Genomic DNA, 17,884 nt, shown 5'->3' on the forward strand with positions numbered 1-17,884 from the left:
TGAACCTGAAGCGGTTGATATGGAACACGAAATGACGCCAGTGAGCGTCTTTTTTTCTGCTCAAATTCCCATTGCTGATTTTCAGAGGCCACTTTGTCAACAGCTCCAACTTGGGCCGAAGTTAAATCCGTTCTGGAACCTTGGTGCTTCATGGCCTCCAGCTTCATCTTGTAGGCAAAAGCCCTTTCGCTGGGGAGCAGGCTTTCCCGCTGGAGGTTACTGTCCACCATGATGATGGTGGCGGCATCATCATCCAAATCCCGGACAATGACCGGCATGGTCTCTTTCCCGGCAAGCTCACTGGCTCGGTGCCGCCTGTGTCCGGCTACCAGCTCATAGCCGCCCTCCGGGTCAGGTCGGGCAATCGCCGGAACTAGCACACCGTACTGCCGCACACTGTCTGCGGTCTCCATCATGGCCTCGTCATCCTTGACTTTGAAGGGGTGATCCTTAAACGGGTGCAGCTCGGACAGTGGAATTTCCAGCACCTTTTCCCGCTGGGCATCGGCACGGCTTTCTTCGGTGGAGAACAGATCATCTACCGAGGCCAGCTCTACTTTTTTCGCGCTGCTTTTCAAGTTTCATCACCTCCTGGGTCAGATTTTTGTACCCCTCGGCCACCTTGCCTTTGGGGTCGTGGGCAAAGATGCTCTTGCCCTCAGCACTGGCTTCCTTTGCCTTGACAGACGGGGGAATCTCGGTGCCGAAAACTTTGATTTTACTGCCGTAGGTGTCCCGCAGCAGGGTGGCAATCTCTTTGGCAAAGTTGGTGCGATTGTCCACCATGGTCAGCAGGATACCGTCAATCTGGAGCTTGGGGTTGATCTGCCGCTTCACCTTATTTACGGTCTGGAGCAGCTGTTCCAGACCCTTTGCGGGCAGATACTCCGCCTGGACGGGGATTATAACCCTGTTGGCGGCTGCCAGGGCATTGACCGTGAGCATACCCAGGGAGGGCTGACAGTCAATCAGGATGTGGGAGTATTGTCCCTTGAGTGTGTCCAGGTATTGCCGCAAGATGGTCTCGCGGCTCATGGCATTCACCAGGGAGACCTCCATGCCGGAGAGCTGGATGTCGGCGGGCATCAGGTCAACCCCCTCCGGGTGGTGCAGGATGCCCTCGCCAGGACGCAGCGGCTCGTCCATCAGGATACGGCCCATCGCGTCAGACAGGGTAAAGGGCAGCTTGTCCGGCCGAGGGTTTCCCAGGCTGATGGTCAGGCTGCCTTGCGGGTCCCCATCAATCAGCAGCACTTTCTTCCCAGCTTGCGCCAGCCCAATCCCCAAATTGGCACAGGTCGTTGTTTTGCCAACGCCGCCTTTCTGGTTGGCGATGGCGATAATTTGCGTGTTCATAACAGTCACCTCCGTTCTGATTGGCGTTGTCATGTGCTTGCACAGAAGCTCAAGAAATGACAAAAGCCGCCACTTGAAAAAGTGACGGCTCCGCCTAAATCAAATATTCTGTTGTTTGTGGAATCAAAAGGTTTTGAACAGCTTTCTGCTATTCATTTGTCGTTAATGTAACACCCCCTATAATTCGACTTTTTTCAGCATGACTTTTAGGTGTGGAAAAGGATTAAAAAATCAAACTGAAAACCTCAAAACCCTTGGTTTAACAGTGATAAGGAAGTAAATGACTTATCATCTGTTAGCTGACGGATTTCGGGTGCATACGAAACTCCCGTCTGGTTCCACCGTGGAAATCAGACGGGAGTTTTTGTGTGGTTACAAGATGTACAAGTTCAGGATACCTTGCGATGCAATGTATGATGTCCATCGCCTGTCGGTGATTTACAACAATTTTTGGCCTTTGGCTGTAACGCTACGCTCTGCACTGCACGCTGGTACTTCATTGTAAGAAGATTTCCTGCCGCTGGTTGATAGGTACAGGCAACGATGTCCACATTGTAATATTTTTCCACCGTTTGGATACGCTGATAAAGGTCGGGATAATTTTTCAACAACACTTTGGTCGTTTTGCCGTGATTGATGATTAAAACTTCCATATTCTCTTTCATAGTATTCCCTCCATGTTTAATTCGTTTTTCGTGCGAATAGAAGTATAGCATAACTCATTTTAACAAACAGACAACTGTATGTCGTATTGATATATGAGTATATCAAAGTGAAAATAGTAATGTTTTGTGGTATGTTGGCAGAAAATATCTTCACTTCCGTTTCTTTCTGTTCCGTCCACATTCATACCAAACCATGATGATCGCCAAACCGCACACCAGATGCCATAGCGTCATAATGACTGCCTGTCGTCTGTTTTTCACCTGCTGATAATTGACACCCAGTAAGAGCAGTAAAATAATCCCAGCCACTGCTATGCCAGGAAGTGCTTCCCACACAGAATCTGCATCAAACAGCAGTATCCAAATGAATGTATCTACTGTCCCTACAATCATACGACCTGGTGTAAACGCCGAGACACCGTAGTGTTCTTTCAGCCACCCATTGTAGCAAAAAATGAAAGCAAATACTGCAATAATCAAACACAGCCCTAACAAATCCCACATATAAAACCCTCCGTTCTGATTGCTTGGCATATTGTTTATGCAGATAGTATAACACACAGAAATCACACACATGGACATACAGTTTGTCATAGTGAAATTTCTTGTATCTTGTCGAGTAAAACGGTATAATAAAATAGAAAATTTTTACTGTGAGAAGTGAAAGGAGTTCATAGCATGGACAAACTGAAAGAACTGTCTGCTTTTGAAAATCTGGTTGTAGCACACACAATTCAGGATTTTTACACACCCAACATCAAGGCAGAGGTTATTCTTGATATGCTCCTGACCCCGTATATTCCGGCGATCATCGAGGCTGCAACAGGACAGAAAGCAACGCTGATTACAAAAGAGATGTCCATCGGATACGCAAAAGGAAATGAAATACAAGAAGATAACAACCGTGGAAAAAAGGTAGACTATGTGGTAATGACGAAGGAAAATGTACTGTTTGTGGAACTGAAAACCACGCAGGGAAGCCTTGAATCAGCGCAAATTGAAACATATAGAAAGTGGATTGATAAAGATAACCCTAAAAAGGGCACCGACTTGTTGCATCTACTCTGTAGAATCTTAAAGATCAAATACATGCCAGAAAAGGAACATCCCTATACCGTTTTGAAGAGCTATCTCAGTGAGAAGCTGACAAAAAACAGCATACACCGTAAAGCTGTCTGTACAGAGGTCGTTCGAGATAGACTTGTGGAAGACACGCACGCATATCAAAAGAAAAACTATATTCATGGAACTGAAAAATATTTCCACACCATTGCGTGTATCCTTCAGAACACAAATCCAGAGGACTGGGAAAAGGCCATTAAAATCATCTACATTTCCCCGTCCGGTGCTAATACGGCAGATATTCAAGATATCACATTTAAATGGATTATCCAGAATATTGATTGCCCTGTGCTGAAGGATCTGAAGGAATCTGTTTGTTACAACCATATTCTTGTGCCACTCTTTTCACAAGATTTGCAGGGAGACACGGAATGACAAAAATCACTACCTATCACGCAGACCAGATTGGCGGGAACGTGGTTGTCATCGAAACAGCGCACAGCAGAATTGCCATTGATTTTGGAGAAAATCTTCCAGGCAGTGAGCATGAGCCGATTGAGATTGAAGGACTTTCCAGAGGAACGCCCTGTTTTGATGGAGTGTTCTTCACCCATTATCACGGCGACCATGTGGGCAGAATGCACCGCATTCTGCCCAATGTCCCGCTCTATCTGGGCAGTATCGCCAAGAAAATCCTGTTGAATATTCACCAAACCCTGGATCATCAGAATATGGCGGCACTTCTGCATGGAGAAACACTCCATGAACTACAGGATGGGGTCAGTGTGACTGTCACACACGACATTCGGGTCACACCATATCGTGTCGACCACTCCGCCTATGAGGCATTCATGTTTCTGATTGAAACCGATGACACAACCATTTTGCATACCGGAGATTTCCGTGGACACGGTCATTCCATGCAAAATAAAGCTGGAGATCCGCTTACTACCATTCGTGAGCGGATATGTCAGAATGGACAAAGAAAAATAGACACCCTTATCATCGAGGGTACTATGCTCAGTCGAATGAACGAACGCATTTTTACCGAACAAGAGCTTCAAAGCTGGGCTACCATATTTTTCAAAAAACGCCGTCACATTTTCCTGCTCTGCTCTTCCACAAATCTGGACACACTGGCCAGCTTTTATCATGCTGCAAAGGCAAACAGAATAAAGATGTTTGCTAACCACTATGTTGTTTCTCAGCTCAAGACCTTTTCGGAAACAGCGGGTGTGGAGGATGATTTTTACCGCTTTAGCACTGTGTGGCCCATTCAGTTTGGTAAAGAGCTGAATAAAAATGGATTTCGCGGAACACAAGAAGACTATATGCGGAAATTTGGTTTTCTTTGTATTATAAAAGAGCGGGAGGGATATGAAGTATGGTTGAAAAAGTTTCAGGATTGCAACCCGGTTCTGCTCTACTCTATGTGGGAGGGGTATCTTGACCCGAAACGCTCGGCATATAACCCCCAACTGGCTGCATTTTGCCACAAATACCACGCTGTTTGTAAGCACACCAGTGGTCACGCCACAGCAGAATTGATTGCTGATATTATCACAGAAGTCAATCCAACAAAGCAAATTATCCCCATTCACACTGAAAATGCAGAAATGTTAAAGAAATTGCCGATAAGCGAGGCGTTGAAGGCAAAAATTGTAGTTCCTTCTATCCAGAACGGACACACTGGATATATGCTTTGATTTTTGAAACTTCCCCTGAGCGATTAAAAAACAGAAGATTATAACATATCCCGGCAGAGGTGTAGATTGCTCTGCCGGGATATGTTATAAATCCAAAATAATGTCATTATAGTTCCTGCATGGTACTCAATGAGAAGCAGTCCGGTCTGTCTGACAGATACCGTCCAGGTGGGTGCTCTTCCCCGCTGTCATACCCCAGCACCAAAAGATCCCGTTCATAGCGAATTTCAAAGTCCAGCTTGTTCAGCTCTGCAAAATCCCGCTGCATAGTGCGGTTGGACACTTCAGGGAAGGCACTTCGATACCAGAGGTCGCAATCCTCCTCTGGCATTTCCTGTAGTGCACGAAGCAAACGGTGCAATTTTTGAATCTGCCTTGCCTGTGCCTTGTTTTCCACACATACAGGTGCCTTCAATGTCTTATCCTCCATCACATAGGCTTTTCTAACTCGATCAAAGCGAACACTGACCGCACCTGCTTGACAAATCAGTGCAATGTCTCGCTGTATAGTCTTTTTACAGTGAGACAGGGGGGCAAACTCCTGCCAGGACACTTCTTCGCATTGAAGCAGTAAGTAATAGACAGAAAGAATCCGACTCACCTTTGAAATGCTACGTTTACTCATTTCTCTCAACCTCCTGGCAGATATGCTGTGTCCCGCTGATGATTTTTCTTTGTGCTGTCTCTATATCTATTTTTCGTGGATATTCCATGAACTGTCCGTGGGCTTGCAGTACCGCTTGACCATATCCAGTAAGGTTTTTGTAAAATCGCTGGCAAACAGCATCCCCACCACCTTTGAGTGCAAGGGCCAGGTCGTGTAAATCCATCCCTTCGCCCAATACCAGTGCATTACACACGACATCAAAAATGGCCTGCGGGAGTGTCAGAAAGGCATCAAACTCCAAAATCAGGGACTGTTCTCGTTTTTGAGGTTTTGCCATCCTGATATAAAATTGCTCTATTTCACTGTGATAGAATGGAAGGAAGTCCATACCAAACCACCCTTGCAGTCGTGCAATCAATTCCTTGGAAGAAATCCCCTCACAAAGTGCAGGCAGTCCACATACAATCAGAAGATTTTTCAAAAAGTCTTTTCCGTAATAATCACCTGAAATCAGGCTGGCATACAGTATACTTTCCAGGTGTTCTGTATGGGCTGTTGCGGTGTGCATTGCAGCACTCAGGAACGAGTCATCCACCACATCTGCAAACTCACTCATAGCCATCACCCCCTCTTTACGGACGAGTTGGTTGAGTGTCCATAACTGTTTGACGGTTTCCATACACTCCAGCTTCGCTTCCTGACTGCATAACAGCCGTGATGATAAATACCCTGCATCCAGTGTAATTTGCATAACCATAACGCTCCTTTTTTCACTAACGAATGTGTTTGACTGTATCGTAGCATATATACAATCAACAATAAAGACAACAGTATGTCGTTTTAATATTCATAAGCACCCCAGACTATTTGCATCGCAGAAGTCGTGCAAATTACCATGACAAACTATTGTCGTTATTCCAGATATTCGGATGCTATACTGACTATAGCCAACCATCAGTGAACCGTATGAGTAACGGAAAGGAGTTTTTTATGGATTACAACGATAAAATCAGAAACGAGGCTATGTGCCGATTGGAGCTTTTACACGGTCAGGGACTTGATCCAGCCGTTGTGGAAGGCTACAAAACCGGAAAACGATACTTTGCTCGCAAAGTGGCAGACAACGCAGTACTGCATTACGAAATCAGTCAGGAGGCAAAGGTAAGCCGTGCCGTTGAGAAAATCGAAGCGGAATACCACGCTCATGTCTACTACGCTGTCTACAATGAAACAGTTTGGGGACTGCTTGTAACCATGTTGGCTGTAGATATGGACTATCCAGAGGAGTGGGAGGACGAAAGAGCACAAATGGGCGAACAGTGGGCTACCGGTTACGCCTATGATGTCAGCCACGATTTTTCCGAGGTCGGCAGTATGCCCTATCAGATTTTGGATCACGCTCTGATTCGCAAAGGGTAATCAAGGCGGCATGGCTTCATCCCACCTTTTGCTTTTATCGTGTAATGCGGAGTTCTGAGCTTGTCATAGGCTGCACTTTCAGAGGAGGTATTCTTTTTATGTGCTGCAATCATCAAATTTCTTTAGGGAACGAGCGGGCTGTTTCCCATGTTCCTCAATTTGACCAGCTGGCAGGATTTTCAAAACCATATGCCGCAATACTGTTTTCTCAAATCCAAGATGAAACACTGGCTTTGGCGTTAACAGGGGCAAGCTCAGCTGTAAAAGAACGCATTTTACAGCTGGTGACACCGGAGCGAGTACAGACACTCCAAGCGATGTGCAGCCAATTTTCCGGTTCTGCTAACACAAAGGATATAGAGATGGCACAAAGAACCATTTTGCAGCAGCGCAAACAGGTGCTTATAGAACGGGGATGGATTACGCCAGTATAGGATGGTATCATGTCCGGACATACGAAAGGAAGGTCTGATCAATGCAGATATTTATCTATGAAAAAAGTATGCGGGATCGGTATCGAGGCTGTCTCGTAGGAGGGGCTGCTGGGGATGCGCTTGGCTATACGGTGGAATTTCTGACGTTGGAGGAAATCCGGGCACGCTATGGCGCAGATGGTATTCGAGATTATGAATGTACAGATGGGATGGCATTGATTTCCGACGACACCCAAATGACACTGTTCACTGCCGAGGGTTTACTGCGTACATGCCAGCAGAGTGACCCTATTTTATCCTGCCCATCGTGTATTTCCGCCAGTTATCAGGACTGGTTGATTACCCAAACGAAACCATTTTCACCAAATAAGATTCACACATCCCAGCTTCTTTCTTTGCCGGAACTGTACCAAAGACGGGCACCGGGTAACACCTGCCTGGATGCCCTTGAATCCGGGCGGGTTGGTTCTATTACTAACGCCATCAATCAAAGCAAGGGTTGTGGCGGAGTGATGCGTGTGGCACCCATTGGTCTTTTCTTTGCCAAGCCTGATACAGCCGGAACACTGGCTGCAACTGTTGCCGCACAAACGCATGGTCATGTTCTGGGGTATCTTCCGGCGGGAATTTTAGCCTGGTGCATTTCGAGGCTATCTCATGGCGAAAAAACAGAGCTGGTCGAGACAATTCGTAGTGGACTGGTGTGGGCAAAAAAGAAATTTTCCTTTGCGCCACAAGAATATGCAGTGTTGGAGGAACTGGTAGAGCGGGCAATTTTGCTTGCAAACGAAAAAATTGACGATACAATCGCCATAGCTTCTTTGGGTGAGGGTTGGGTGGCAGAAGAAACGCTGGCCATTGCGGTCTACTGCGCCATCCGCTATCGGTACAACTTCGGAAAAGCACTCTGTGCAGCGGTCAACCACAACGGAGATAGCGATTCCACCGGTGCAGTGACAGGAAATTTGCTGGGAGCCTCCCTTGGACTGAAGCAGTTGCCCAATCAGTACCTGCAATCATTGGAGTTAAAAGAAACCATTCTGGAGTTTGCTGACCAACTCTATCGCAATACGCAGCTGGAGAAATCACCTGGTAAAAATAGTAACTTGTAAGTACACACCGATCCCATCAAGAAATCACAACCGTATTGTCGTTTACAAATGAAACTTTTTTTGGAGAAAGCAGAGATTGGATGATTTCCTTTGCAAATTTCTTGCTTACCGTTGTATCCCATTCCGCCAGTCGCACAATCTCTGCGATGTTGGCTTCAAAATCAAACGAAATCTCGCCCCACTCGCCGTCGTTGTCCACCTGATACAGGTAGACAGCGGCGGCGATTTTCTTTTTGCGTTTGGTCTGAGATTTGCGTTTCAGCCGGATCATGTGAAGCACTCCGGCTTCTGTCAGCAGACAGGCCAAATGCTCCACGGCTTTACGATAGGCCCGTTCTGCACCACTGGCTGTGCTGCCCTCAAAGAGGACTGCCAGTTCTTCAAAGGTCAACCGGGTGCTGATGGGACTGACCCTACCACAGGTCATACAGATGGCGTTTCTCTTTTCCAAAAGTATCTGCTCCCGGTAATTCAGCTTTTCAAACGCTTCTCGGACAGCTTCCGCCTGGATGCCGTTCCATAGAATCTCCGCATAGTCCCAATGGTCATCCCGGCTGACATCCTCGCCGGTTTCTTCGCTGTCCTCATCCTGAATGGTCTGATAAAACGGAACACGGCTGCGATTTTGCTTGGCCAATGCCAAAAACTTTGCTGCGGTTTCCTCGGCACAGCCGTTTTTCTGGGCATATTTTTGGATCGCCGCCTGTTCAGACTGACCGGATTGATTATAGAGCCAAGCAATCCCGCGCACAGCTTTGTACTCATCCACATTTTCAAAGGAACCGGCCTCTTCCTGCATCCGGCAGGTCAAAAGGGCGTTCCCGATAAAATGGTAGGCATAGGTCAGGAAATCTGCCCCTTGTGCGGGATCGTATTCCCGGAGACAGTCCAACATGGCAAGCACACATTCCATTTTGTAGTCCAAAAAGTGTTCCGGGTCATAGCGATCCAGCCCTTCCCGCAGCAGGAAACGGCGAACACGACTATTAAGCCGATTTTCATAGTGGTGCAGGAAAAAGGAAAACCAGCGCAAATTACGGCTCTGCACAGCCTTAATGATATAATCATTCAGATTTTCATGGACAGGCGGTTCGGGGTCAAGCTGAAAGATGCGTTCCACTTCCCGCATGGTCAAGCCCTTGGGTTCCGTCAGAAAGCTGTATTTGGCACAGTAGCCGGACAGCTCCCATGTCCACGCTGTATCCATTTTCCCTCACCACCTTTCTGATATTTTGCTACTTATTTCTTTTGTACGGCCTTCAAAAGTGCATCTTGGGTCATTTCCTGCTCATAGACAGTGCTGGCATAGCGCTGATCAGAGAGTGCACGGAGCATCTTATCTTTTGCCAGCTTTTTCATAGCTGCTGCCGTTTCTTCATCCAGCTTTCCACGGCGGGTGCTTTGCAGGATGGTGTTCATCCGGCGGGTATAAATGGCCTTGATGGGGTGATCGTCTGCAAGCTCCCGCTGCTCCCGGCCTCTCAGATTGCCGATTTGTCGGCAAGTCCGTCCCCGCTGGTCGCCGGGGGCCAGACCACCGCAGTATTTGGTATGCCGTGCATCAATGGTAAGAAACCATCTACCGCAGATGGGGCATTTCTTAGGTGCATGGCCCACACAAAGCCCCTCAAACAGATCGGAACGGAACATTCCCACAAAGGAGACATAGTGCATCCGCTTGACCAACTGTGGCTCCGTCTTTCCAGGCCGAACGGCGGATACATACTGCACCGAAGCATTGGTTAGGGTCATCCAGGCCGGGTTATCCAGCGACAGAGTTGGCTCACCTTTGAAGAACTGTCCGAATATTGCAGCATAACCGTCCGGAGTACGGTCATAATCTGGCTCATTCAAGCGCTCTGCAAATTTCGTCAGAGCCTCCTTGTATTGCCCCAGAGAATAGCTCAAATGCCCCAGCACCTGCGCTATTCGGACGAGCATGGTTGCCTTGCTATGCTGACCAGTCAATGCACAAATCAGCTGCTCCTGCTGCGTAAGCTGCAAATAGGCTTTTGCGTCCTCCATATATTCTTCGGAAAAGATGGCTGCAAGTTTTTGTTCAAAATAGCTCCGATTCAGGCGGGAGAACGGTGGTGTCGCCTGCAAAAAGGAGATGATCTCGCCAGCGGCCTGCTGCACCTGCGGCAGCAGCTCCATATCCACGGAACCGGTGTTCATCCCCTGAAGCAGCTGGTTCAGCACATTGCAGGGAGTATCCAGTTTTTCAATGGTACTGTCCGGGATGTTCAGCACCTCGCAACCAATGGTTCCTGTGGGCATGGTACACCCCTCATAGTTCACGGTGTCCTGCCAGAAATCCAGCGACAAAACCGCATGGTTGATGATCTGATCCATCTTCTCCCTCCTGTCATGTTTTTTTATTTTTATAATAGCACACAATTAAATTCTTGTCATGTTTTTTGAAAATGCCTTGTCATGCCATTAGCCTGTTTTTTTCGGTTTTCCCCATAACCTATACAGAGGGGTGAGAAAACTGCCCCATCAAAAAGGAAATGGAGGGAATATGTATGAATCTGTTTGAAGTAGTGAAAGCCAATATTAACACACAGGAAGCAGCGCAAACGTATGGAATTGACGTCAATCACTATGGTATGGCACTGTGTCCGTTCCATAATGACCGTCATCCGAGCCTGTATATATCGGATGACCACTACCACTGTTTTGCCTGTGGGGAGCATGGGGATGTGATCGACCTGACCGCCAAACTGTTTGACCTTCGGCTGTATGATGCGGCCCGAAAACTGGCATCGGACTTTCACCTTGCACTGGACAAGCCCTTGCCGGAAGCAATTCGCCAAAAATTAAAGCACAAAACCAAAGCACAGCAGCTTCGTGAGAACGAGCAGCTGTGCTTTTCTGTTTTGAACCAGTATCGGCGGTTGCTCCTGGATTGGGAAAGGCAATATGCACCGCAAGCGCCGGAAGATGTGTTGGACGAGCGGTTTGTGGAAGCCTGCCACCGTCTGCCCTGGGCAGAGTATCAGCTGGACATTCTGCTGCAAGGCGATTCCTATGAACGAGGCGAAGTCGTGAGTGAACTAACGGCAAACGGATACATCTGCAAATTACAGACCCGCCTGAGAGAGGAGCGATACCATGAATAACCCTGTTTGGATTGATGATAAGGGGAAAATCGTCGAACCGGAATACTGCCGGGATTTCCTGTCCCAGCATTCCATGCGCTGTATCAACGACCGCTTTTATACTGTGGATGGCCCATTGCCCGATGAGAGCAAATTGAAGCGCACGATTTATGAGGAAATCTCGCCCTGGCTTCATGCCAAGGTTGCACAGACGGTGGAGCAGATAATCAAAGCGTTGAAGCTGGCGGCATATGCAGACCCTCTGCCCCTGCAATGTGACCGTATCCATGTGGCTAATGGCACTTATTTTCTGGACGGTACATTCACAGAGGAAAAAGAGTATTGCGGTAACCGCCTGCCGGTGTCTTATCGGGCAGATGCTCCTGCACCGGAACACTGGCTGCACTTCCTTTCAGAACTGTTGGAACCGGAGGATATTCCCGCCTTGCAGGAGTATCTGGGCTATTGTCTAATCCCCTCCACCAAGGGCCAGAAAATGCTCATGCTGATCGGCAAGGGAGGCGAGGGCAAAAGCCGGATCGGTGTGGTGATGAACGCCATTTTCGGGCTCAACATGAACACCACTTCCATTCAGAAGGTAGAAACTAATCGGTTTGCCAGAGCCGATCTGGAGGGTAAGCTGCTGATGGTGGACGATGATCTGGACATGAACGCCTTGACCAAAACCAACTATGTCAAATCTATCGTGACCGCAGAACTGCGGATGGATTTGGAACGGAAGAAAGAGCAGAGCTATCAAGGGCTGCTTTATGTACGCTTCCTATGCTTCGGCAACGGGGCATTGACTGCACTTCACGACCGCAGCGACGGTTTCTTTCGCCGCCAGATCATTCTGACCACCAAAGACAAGCCTGCGGATCGGTTCGATGACCCGTTTCTTGCTGAAAAACTGATTGCCGAAAAAGAGGGAATCTTCCTCTGGATGCTGGAGGGGCTGCGGCGGCTGATCGCCAATCGCTATCACTTTACCATCAGCCAGAGAGCCAAGGACAATATCACTTCCGCTGTTCGGGATGCCAATAACATTCTGGACTTTCTCGATTCTGAGGGTTATGTGGCATTCAAGGCCGATTATGAAGCCAGCACCAAAAATCTGTATGCAGCCTATAAGCGGTGGTGTGAGGACAACGCAGAAAACCCACTATCCCCAAAGAGCTTCGCAAACCAGCTTAGCCAGAATGCTGAACGCTACCATTTGGAGCCGGTCAGCAATCTACACATCGGCGGCGGAAAACGGTGCCGGGGATATATGGGCATTTATATTCTGCTCTCGCCTATGGAGTTGTAATGAAACTTCAAAACCTTCTGTTCGTGCGTTCATGCGTTCCTAATCGGGTGCAGCCTGTGGAACGAAGGAACACACGAACGCAAAAAATAGAAGTTCATTTTTTATTGTTCGGCTCAGAGGGCGCTCTAAAATCCGCACTTCCCAATCAATGGTTGTGCAAACAGTGAAAAACACTACCATAATCAGAACACAAATCATTATTCGGTGATTTACAGAATGGTGATGGTGGTATGCGGGAAGGTGGCTATTTTCACGGTTTCGTTTGCAAGCCCACCTAATGGCAAAGTCGATGGGGTACTGTTGCGGACAGTTCTTCACAAACGCAGTTCTGAGCGATTTTTGAGAAGTAATTAAGATTAACTGTACCGTGCAGCGTGTGTTCTCCACGGCAAACTAACTTTACGAAAGAATGAGGTATTTTTTATGAAATCCAATTTGCGAAATGAAGTCAAGTCGTACATTGTGCGTTCCGGCTACACGATGCAGGAAGTCGTTGACCGGCTTTCCGAGGATTACGGCTGGAGCGACAGCGTTTCAAACCTGTCCAACAAGCTCCAGCGGGAGTCTCTGCGGTATGTAGAGGCGGTACAGCTTGCCGATGCCCTTGGCTATGACCTCGTATGGCAGAAGCGGAGGGACAAATGATGTCCGCCGTTCCTGTTATCCGTATCTCCCGTCCCCATGGCAATACCGCAGTATTGCTGTGGACAGGTGGCGAAAACATTCGATTTTTCGCTGCCGCCGGATGGCTGATGTTTCGCAAAACATCGGCTGTCCAGGCTGAACAACAGGAAGCGATGCAGACGGTTTCCGGGCAGTTCAGCAGCGGTCATCGCAATGACCGCAATTCCCCCTCGGAGAGCCCACGGCACTTTGCAGCCCTTCGGGATGAAAGTGTCATAGTGGGTTATTACACTTCCCGCAGGAAGTGCATCCCCGTCCCCCAGCCGTCTGCCGCACAACAGAAAGGAGCTGATTTGTATGGCCAGAAACGACGGAATCGACCGCACCTTTGCCCGTAACCAGGACTTGCCCACCCTTGGTGATGTGGCGAAGGTGCAGGAGCATAACGAACGGGAAAAGGACAGCTACTCCAACCAGGATATTGATACTACCCAAACCTACCGGAATATCCACTTCAAGGCTCCCACCGACAGCTATGCCGCTATGTTCGATCAGATGATTGCCGATGGTGTCATTTCCACCCGTGGTCTGAAAGCCGATGCGGTGAAATATGGGGAACTGATTTTTGATGTGAACTCCGCTTACTTTCACAATCACGGCGGATATGAATATGCCAAGCAATTCTACACCGACGCATACAAAGCTGCCGTAGAGATCGTGGGCGGTGAGCAGTATATCCTCTCTGCCGTCATGCATGCCGATGAGCGCAACCGAGCCATGTCGGAAGCTCTGGGGCAGGATGTGTATCACTACCACCTTCATGTGGTCTATGTCCCGGTGGTGGAAAAACAGATTCTCTGGTCGAAGCGGTGCAAGGATAAGTCCCTTGTAGGTACAGTCAAGGAGACCATTATGCAGGTCAGCCGCAGTAAAAAGTGGGAATCCAAAGTTGCTCTGGATGAACAGGGCAATCCGCTTCTGACCTCCAAGGGCAAGAAAGTTCTGCGGACATCGTACAGTGTCCTGCAAGACGATTTCTTCAACTATATGAAAGCTGCCGGATATACCGATGTGGAGCGTGGAGAGCGTGGCAGCACTGAAGAACATCTGACTGTGACCCAGTTCAAGGTGGCACAGGAGCAGCAGCGGCTGGAAGATGTGACCGCCCAAATCGCTCAGACGGAGCAGGCACTGGACACCGCACAGGCTGCTGTTGAGAAAAAGCAGAAGGAGCTGCAATCCCTGCAAAAGCAAACAAAAGAACAGCGCACTGCCGCCATGACCGTACAGGAAATCCGCTCCCTGGGGAAAAAGACGATTACCGGCAATATCACTCTGACCCCATCCGAGTGCAGTATGCTCAAGGATTATGCGGTCAATGGGATTCTTGCCAAGGCGGAAAACAGCCGTTTGGAAGAAAAACTGCAAAGCGCACAAAAAAGTGCCGCTGTCTGGAAACAGCGATATGAGTCGCTGAAAGAACAGGCACAGCCCTATCTGGAAGCTATCAAGCTCGCACCCGAAAAGGTGCGGGCTTTTATTGACGCCATTTTAACCCGGACCCGGCAAACAAGGCAGCACGATCAACCTTCCCGCCGCAAATCGCAAGATATGGAACTTTAACAGAAAGGAATTTTTGCTTATGACCAATCTGACAACAAAACTCAATAAGCTGATGCTCGATGATTCTCCTTCGGAAAAGCTGATTAACGCTTGTGCTGAAATCGATATTGAATCCTGCTTTGACCCGATTTTTGAACCGCCGATTGATTTTCTGGAAGAATGCCGGAAACGCTGGGAAAACCTAATGAATCCTTTTACAGGTACGGTAGAACGAAAAATCGGAAATACCTGGTATCTGCTGGAGACTGTATGTGACGGAAATGAGCCGCTTACCCACAAGGTAAAACGGCTCATTTTCTCGGATAAGGAGGCGCTTTGTTCATGACACAGACTCAAATTCATGCTACAATATCACCATGCACACCGATTCTGTCAGCTGACCCAACCGTAAAGGAGGACGCTATGTTGGATCAGCAGAAAATCACCATCCTGTACTGCCGCCTCAGCAATGAGGATGCACTGGATGGAGAATCAAATTCGATACAGAATCAAAAAGAGTTTTTAACCCGGTACGCAGCCGAGCATGGCTACACCAACCTGAAAATTCTGGTGGATGACGGATATACGGGAACCAATTTTGACCGCCCCGGCGTGCAGGAAGGCTTTGCACTGGTTAAGCAGGGGCTTGTCGGTTGCTGGCTGGTCAAGGATCTTAGTAGGTTTGGCCGAGATTACCTGACCGTTGGACAGTACACGGACATCATTTTTCCCAGCTACGATGTGCGTTTTATCGCCGTCAATGATGGTGTGGACAGTGAGCGGGGCGACAGCGACGGCTTTGCCGCTATCCGTAATTTGTTCAACGAATGGTATCCACGGGACACCAGCAAAAAAGTCCGAGTCGTATTCCGGCAGAAAGGCACCAGCGGAAAGCATCTGGGAAAACCGCCCTATGGTTATCGCACTGACCCTGCCGATAAAGACCATTGGATCATTGACGAGGATGCCGCCCCAGTAGTCAAGCGCATCTTTGACTTGGCCATTGACGGCAAGGGGCCGGAACAGATTGCCCGTATACTGGAGAAGGATAAGGTGTTGACTACCAAGGCGCTGTATGCCAAACAGTCGGAAGACCATCCTGACCCAAAAAAGCGTAAGAAAATGCCGGAGCGCCCTTACCATTGGATTGGTCAATCGGTTGCGGGTATTCTGGAACGGATGGAGTACACCGGCTGTACCTGCAATTTCAAGACCTATTCCAAGTCCTATAAGCTGAAGAAGCGGATTCCCAATGCCATCGAAGATATGTGTATCTTCCCTGATACGCAGGAAGCAATCGTTTCTCAGGCTCAGTGGGACAGGGTGCAGGAGTTGCGAAAAAACAAACGCCGTCCCACAAAAGCGGAACGGCAGGGATTGTTTTCTGGGCTTCTGTTCTGTCCTGATTGCGGGAATAAGCTGCACTTTGCTACCTGCAAGAGCTTTGACGGCAAGCAAGACCATTATGTATGCTCCAGCTACAAAAGCGGCCGAGGCACCTGTTCTGCACACTATATCCGGGAAGATGTACTTCGAGAACTGGTGTTGGAACGCATCCGTGCGGTCAATGCCTATATCCGGCAGGATGTGGAAGATTTTCAGGAAGAATGGCTGCAATGCCGCCGTTCCGATCAGGAACGCAGCATCCGTGAAGATCGGAAGCGAGTGGAGCAGGCCAGGAAGCGGCTGACTGACCTGGATGTTCTTCTGTCCCGACTCTATGAGGATTTCGTCCTGGGCGATCTGAGTAAGGAGCGGTACAAGAAAATGACCGCCGATTACGAGGCAGAACAGGAGCGGTTAAAACTCGAAATCGAAGTGACAGAAGAATGGCTGGAAACACAGGAAACCATGAGTGCAGATGTGGATGCCTTTGTAGCCTTGACACAGAAGTATGTGGATGTGCCGGAATTGACACCTACGATAGTCAATGAGTATATCAAGAAAATTGAGGTGTTTCCACCGGACAAATCCAGCGGCAAGCGGGTACAGAAGGTAAAAATCTATTTCAACTTCGTGGATGATGTAGAGATTCCTGTGATTTCCGAGCCTGTTGTTGCGAAATCTACCCCTGGACGCAGAAAAACGGCGTGACCATTGCGGTCACACCGTTCTCTGCCCCTCGCAAAGCTAAATAGTACCTTATCACTATTAAGCCTTGATTTTACGGGGCTTTTCCGGTTTGTCGTAATTATACCGTAAGGGCACAGCTGCGCCAGCCTGCTTTACGCAAATGGCGTCAGCTTGAAGGAAATCCAGGAATGGCTGGGGCACAGTGATATTGGAACGACTTCCAACATCTACACCCATCTGGATTACAGCAGCAAGGTTTCTTCTGCGAATGCGATCCTGGCGTTCTACCCGGAGAACACGGGAGTACAGACCATTGGGCAATAGAAAAGCCCTGAACCGTGAAGCTCAGGGCTGAAAATTCTGGTACGAATGGCGATACAGAACTTTTCAAAAAATCCCGTAATATCAACAGTTTCCGGGCTTGCCGGATAGCAAATAACTTGTATTAGACCCCCTTTTGGGCGGCTGTTTTTTAACAGCCGCCCTTTTTCTATCCCCAAAATCCAGTGTGTGTTTTAGGGTGGGAAATCCCCTGTTTTTTCGCCTGTGGGTGGCACAAACGCAGCCGCCCATATCCTTTCCCTCATGGGAGGCCGGGCGGCGATATGGGGGCGCAAACCCGCCGAAACGAACACTTTTCAAAATCAACGGAAGGAGGTATCCAACATGGCGGTATTCCGCATTGAGAAAACCCGCGATTACACGGTGATGTCCAACCATCACCTGCGGGACAAGTCGCTCTCGTTGAAAGCGAAGGGCCTTCTCTCCCTCATGCTCTCCCTGCCGGAGGAGTGGGACTATACCACCAAGG

Annotated in this window: 19 protein-coding genes and 2 pseudogenes; 13 read left to right on the top strand and 8 right to left on the bottom strand. The window is 48.5% G+C overall.

Going from position 1 to position 17,884, the window contains the following annotated elements:
- The 4 genes from B5F35_RS15385 to B5F35_RS15400 form a co-directional block, all read right to left on the bottom strand.
- Nucleotides 1-578: ParB/RepB/Spo0J family partition protein (locus tag B5F35_RS15385; RefSeq protein WP_242969557.1), on the bottom strand; the 578-nt coding region annotated here is incomplete at its 3' end.
- On the bottom strand, nt 535-1,356 hold the full coding sequence (locus tag B5F35_RS15390; RefSeq protein ID WP_087242475.1) for a ParA family protein: 822 nt from the start codon (nt 1,354-1,356) through the stop codon (nt 535-537). The genes B5F35_RS15385 and B5F35_RS15390, both read right to left, overlap by 44 nt.
- A 389-nt stretch (nt 1,357-1,745) precedes the next feature.
- The gene (locus B5F35_RS15395) at nt 1,746-2,021 is read right to left on the bottom strand and encodes a hypothetical protein (protein WP_087242476.1); all 276 of its coding nucleotides are present in this window, start codon (nt 2,019-2,021) and stop codon (nt 1,746-1,748) included.
- Nucleotides 2,022-2,171: 150 nt separating this feature from the next.
- Nucleotides 2,172-2,525, bottom strand: a complete 354-nt coding sequence (locus tag B5F35_RS15400; protein WP_087242477.1) for a hypothetical protein — start codon at nt 2,523-2,525, stop codon at nt 2,172-2,174.
- Between the two features lie 174 nt (nt 2,526-2,699).
- Between B5F35_RS15400 and B5F35_RS15405 the strand changes: the two genes are divergently transcribed.
- Both B5F35_RS15405 and B5F35_RS15410 read left to right on the top strand, forming a co-directional pair.
- Nucleotides 2,700-3,518 carry a hypothetical protein gene (locus B5F35_RS15405; RefSeq protein WP_087242478.1) on the top strand — a complete coding sequence of 273 codons (819 nt, stop codon included), beginning with the start codon at nt 2,700-2,702 and terminating at the stop codon, nt 3,516-3,518.
- On the top strand, nt 3,515-4,789 hold the full coding sequence (locus B5F35_RS15410) for an MBL fold metallo-hydrolase (protein WP_087242479.1): 1,275 nt from the start codon (nt 3,515-3,517) through the stop codon (nt 4,787-4,789). Before B5F35_RS15405 ends, B5F35_RS15410 begins: the two co-directional genes overlap by 4 nt.
- Before the next feature lie 106 nt (nt 4,790-4,895).
- Here the strand turns inward: B5F35_RS15410 and B5F35_RS15415 are convergent, their stop codons facing one another.
- Nucleotides 4,896-5,414: a hypothetical protein gene (locus B5F35_RS15415; RefSeq protein WP_087242480.1), complete on the bottom strand. Its 519-nt coding sequence runs from the start codon at nt 5,412-5,414 to the stop codon at nt 4,896-4,898.
- The gene (locus tag B5F35_RS15420; RefSeq protein ID WP_162611452.1) at nt 5,407-6,147 is read right to left on the bottom strand and encodes a FliG C-terminal domain-containing protein; all 741 of its coding nucleotides are present in this window, start codon (nt 6,145-6,147) and stop codon (nt 5,407-5,409) included. Before B5F35_RS15420 ends, B5F35_RS15415 begins: the two co-directional genes overlap by 8 nt.
- A gap of 239 nt (nt 6,148-6,386) precedes the next feature.
- Between B5F35_RS15420 and B5F35_RS15425 the strand changes: the two genes are divergently transcribed.
- The 3 genes from B5F35_RS15425 to B5F35_RS15435 all read left to right on the top strand — a co-directional run bounded on the left by B5F35_RS15425 (nt 6,387) and on the right by B5F35_RS15435 (nt 8,361).
- Entirely contained in the window at nt 6,387-6,815 is a 429-nt protein-coding gene (locus B5F35_RS15425; RefSeq protein ID WP_087242482.1) for a hypothetical protein, read from the top strand.
- A 98-nt stretch (nt 6,816-6,913) separates the two neighbouring features.
- Complete coding sequence (locus tag B5F35_RS15430; RefSeq protein ID WP_162611453.1) at nt 6,914-7,249, top strand: FliG C-terminal domain-containing protein; 336 nt, start codon at nt 6,914-6,916, stop codon at nt 7,247-7,249.
- 41 nt (nt 7,250-7,290) lie between these two features.
- Nucleotides 7,291-8,361 (top strand): ADP-ribosylglycohydrolase family protein, encoded by a 1,071-nt coding sequence (locus B5F35_RS15435; RefSeq protein WP_242969558.1) that lies wholly within the window; start codon nt 7,291-7,293, stop codon nt 8,359-8,361.
- 16 nt (nt 8,362-8,377) lie between these two features.
- Here the strand turns inward: B5F35_RS15435 and B5F35_RS15440 are convergent, their stop codons facing one another.
- A complete protein-coding gene (locus B5F35_RS15440; protein ID WP_087242484.1) occupies nt 8,378-9,568 on the bottom strand; it encodes a sigma-70 family RNA polymerase sigma factor in 1,191 nt (396 codons plus the stop codon).
- A gap of 32 nt (nt 9,569-9,600) precedes the next feature.
- A complete protein-coding gene (locus B5F35_RS15445; protein ID WP_087242485.1) occupies nt 9,601-10,716 on the bottom strand; it encodes a DUF6076 domain-containing protein in 1,116 nt (371 codons plus the stop codon).
- A gap of 173 nt (nt 10,717-10,889) precedes the next feature.
- Between B5F35_RS15445 and B5F35_RS15450 the strand changes: the two genes are divergently transcribed.
- The 8 genes and pseudogenes from B5F35_RS15450 to B5F35_RS19335 form a co-directional block, all read left to right on the top strand.
- Nucleotides 10,890-11,486 (top strand): CHC2 zinc finger domain-containing protein, encoded by a 597-nt coding sequence (locus tag B5F35_RS15450; protein WP_087242486.1) that lies wholly within the window; start codon nt 10,890-10,892, stop codon nt 11,484-11,486.
- The gene (locus B5F35_RS15455; protein ID WP_087242487.1) at nt 11,479-12,774 is read left to right on the top strand and encodes a DNA primase family protein; all 1,296 of its coding nucleotides are present in this window, start codon (nt 11,479-11,481) and stop codon (nt 12,772-12,774) included. Before B5F35_RS15450 ends, B5F35_RS15455 begins: the two co-directional genes overlap by 8 nt.
- A 423-nt stretch (nt 12,775-13,197) precedes the next feature.
- Nucleotides 13,198-13,419, top strand: coding sequence for an LLM class flavin-dependent oxidoreductase (locus B5F35_RS15460; RefSeq protein WP_040212682.1), 222 nt, complete (start codon nt 13,198-13,200; stop codon nt 13,417-13,419).
- A 336-nt stretch (nt 13,420-13,755) separates the two neighbouring features.
- Nucleotides 13,756-15,021 carry a plasmid recombination protein gene (locus tag B5F35_RS15470; protein WP_087242489.1) on the top strand — a complete coding sequence of 422 codons (1,266 nt, stop codon included), beginning with the start codon at nt 13,756-13,758 and terminating at the stop codon, nt 15,019-15,021.
- A 19-nt stretch (nt 15,022-15,040) separates the two neighbouring features.
- A complete protein-coding gene (locus B5F35_RS15475) occupies nt 15,041-15,346 on the top strand; it encodes a hypothetical protein (protein WP_040212687.1) in 306 nt (101 codons plus the stop codon).
- Nucleotides 15,347-15,423: 77 nt separating this feature from the next.
- Nucleotides 15,424-17,094, top strand: coding sequence for a DUF4368 domain-containing protein (locus tag B5F35_RS15480; RefSeq protein WP_524535725.1), 1,671 nt, complete (start codon nt 15,424-15,426; stop codon nt 17,092-17,094).
- 111 nt (nt 17,095-17,205) lie between these two features.
- Nucleotides 17,206-17,397, top strand: a pseudogene (locus B5F35_RS15485) (tyrosine-type recombinase/integrase); the annotation flags it as partial.
- A 222-nt stretch (nt 17,398-17,619) separates the two neighbouring features.
- A pseudogene (locus tag B5F35_RS19335) lies at nt 17,620-17,884 on the top strand (helix-turn-helix domain-containing protein); the annotation flags it as partial.

It is taken from the genome of Anaeromassilibacillus sp. An200, from assembly GCF_002160025.1.
GTDB classification, from domain to species: domain Bacteria; phylum Bacillota; class Clostridia; order Oscillospirales; family Acutalibacteraceae; genus Caccousia; species Caccousia stercoris.

Excerpts from the sequence above, each read along its gene's own strand:
- B5F35_RS15390 (WP_087242475.1), bottom strand. The coding sequence starts at position 1,356 with ATGAACACGCAAATTATCGCCATCGCCAACCAGAAAGGCGGCGTTGGC.
- B5F35_RS15395 (WP_087242476.1), bottom strand. The coding sequence starts at position 2,021 with ATGAAAGAGAATATGGAAGTTTTAATCATCAATCACGGCAAAACGACC.
- B5F35_RS15400 (WP_087242477.1), bottom strand. The coding sequence starts at position 2,525 with ATGTGGGATTTGTTAGGGCTGTGTTTGATTATTGCAGTATTTGCTTTC.
- B5F35_RS15405 (WP_087242478.1), top strand. The coding sequence starts at position 2,700 with ATGGACAAACTGAAAGAACTGTCTGCTTTTGAAAATCTGGTTGTAGCA.
- B5F35_RS15410 (WP_087242479.1), top strand. The coding sequence starts at position 3,515 with ATGACAAAAATCACTACCTATCACGCAGACCAGATTGGCGGGAACGTG.
- B5F35_RS15415 (WP_087242480.1), bottom strand. The coding sequence starts at position 5,414 with ATGAGTAAACGTAGCATTTCAAAGGTGAGTCGGATTCTTTCTGTCTAT.
- B5F35_RS15420 (WP_162611452.1), bottom strand. The coding sequence starts at position 6,147 with ATGCAAATTACACTGGATGCAGGGTATTTATCATCACGGCTGTTATGC.
- B5F35_RS15425 (WP_087242482.1), top strand. The coding sequence starts at position 6,387 with ATGGATTACAACGATAAAATCAGAAACGAGGCTATGTGCCGATTGGAG.
- B5F35_RS15430 (WP_162611453.1), top strand. The coding sequence starts at position 6,914 with ATGTGCTGCAATCATCAAATTTCTTTAGGGAACGAGCGGGCTGTTTCC.
- B5F35_RS15435 (WP_242969558.1), top strand. The coding sequence starts at position 7,291 with ATGCAGATATTTATCTATGAAAAAAGTATGCGGGATCGGTATCGAGGC.
- B5F35_RS15440 (WP_087242484.1), bottom strand. The coding sequence starts at position 9,568 with ATGGATACAGCGTGGACATGGGAGCTGTCCGGCTACTGTGCCAAATAC.
- B5F35_RS15445 (WP_087242485.1), bottom strand. The coding sequence starts at position 10,716 with ATGGATCAGATCATCAACCATGCGGTTTTGTCGCTGGATTTCTGGCAG.
- B5F35_RS15450 (WP_087242486.1), top strand. The coding sequence starts at position 10,890 with ATGAATCTGTTTGAAGTAGTGAAAGCCAATATTAACACACAGGAAGCA.
- B5F35_RS15455 (WP_087242487.1), top strand. The coding sequence starts at position 11,479 with ATGAATAACCCTGTTTGGATTGATGATAAGGGGAAAATCGTCGAACCG.
- B5F35_RS15460 (WP_040212682.1), top strand. The coding sequence starts at position 13,198 with ATGAAATCCAATTTGCGAAATGAAGTCAAGTCGTACATTGTGCGTTCC.
- B5F35_RS15470 (WP_087242489.1), top strand. The coding sequence starts at position 13,756 with ATGGCCAGAAACGACGGAATCGACCGCACCTTTGCCCGTAACCAGGAC.
- B5F35_RS15475 (WP_040212687.1), top strand. The coding sequence starts at position 15,041 with ATGACCAATCTGACAACAAAACTCAATAAGCTGATGCTCGATGATTCT.
- B5F35_RS15480 (WP_524535725.1), top strand. The coding sequence starts at position 15,424 with ATGTTGGATCAGCAGAAAATCACCATCCTGTACTGCCGCCTCAGCAAT.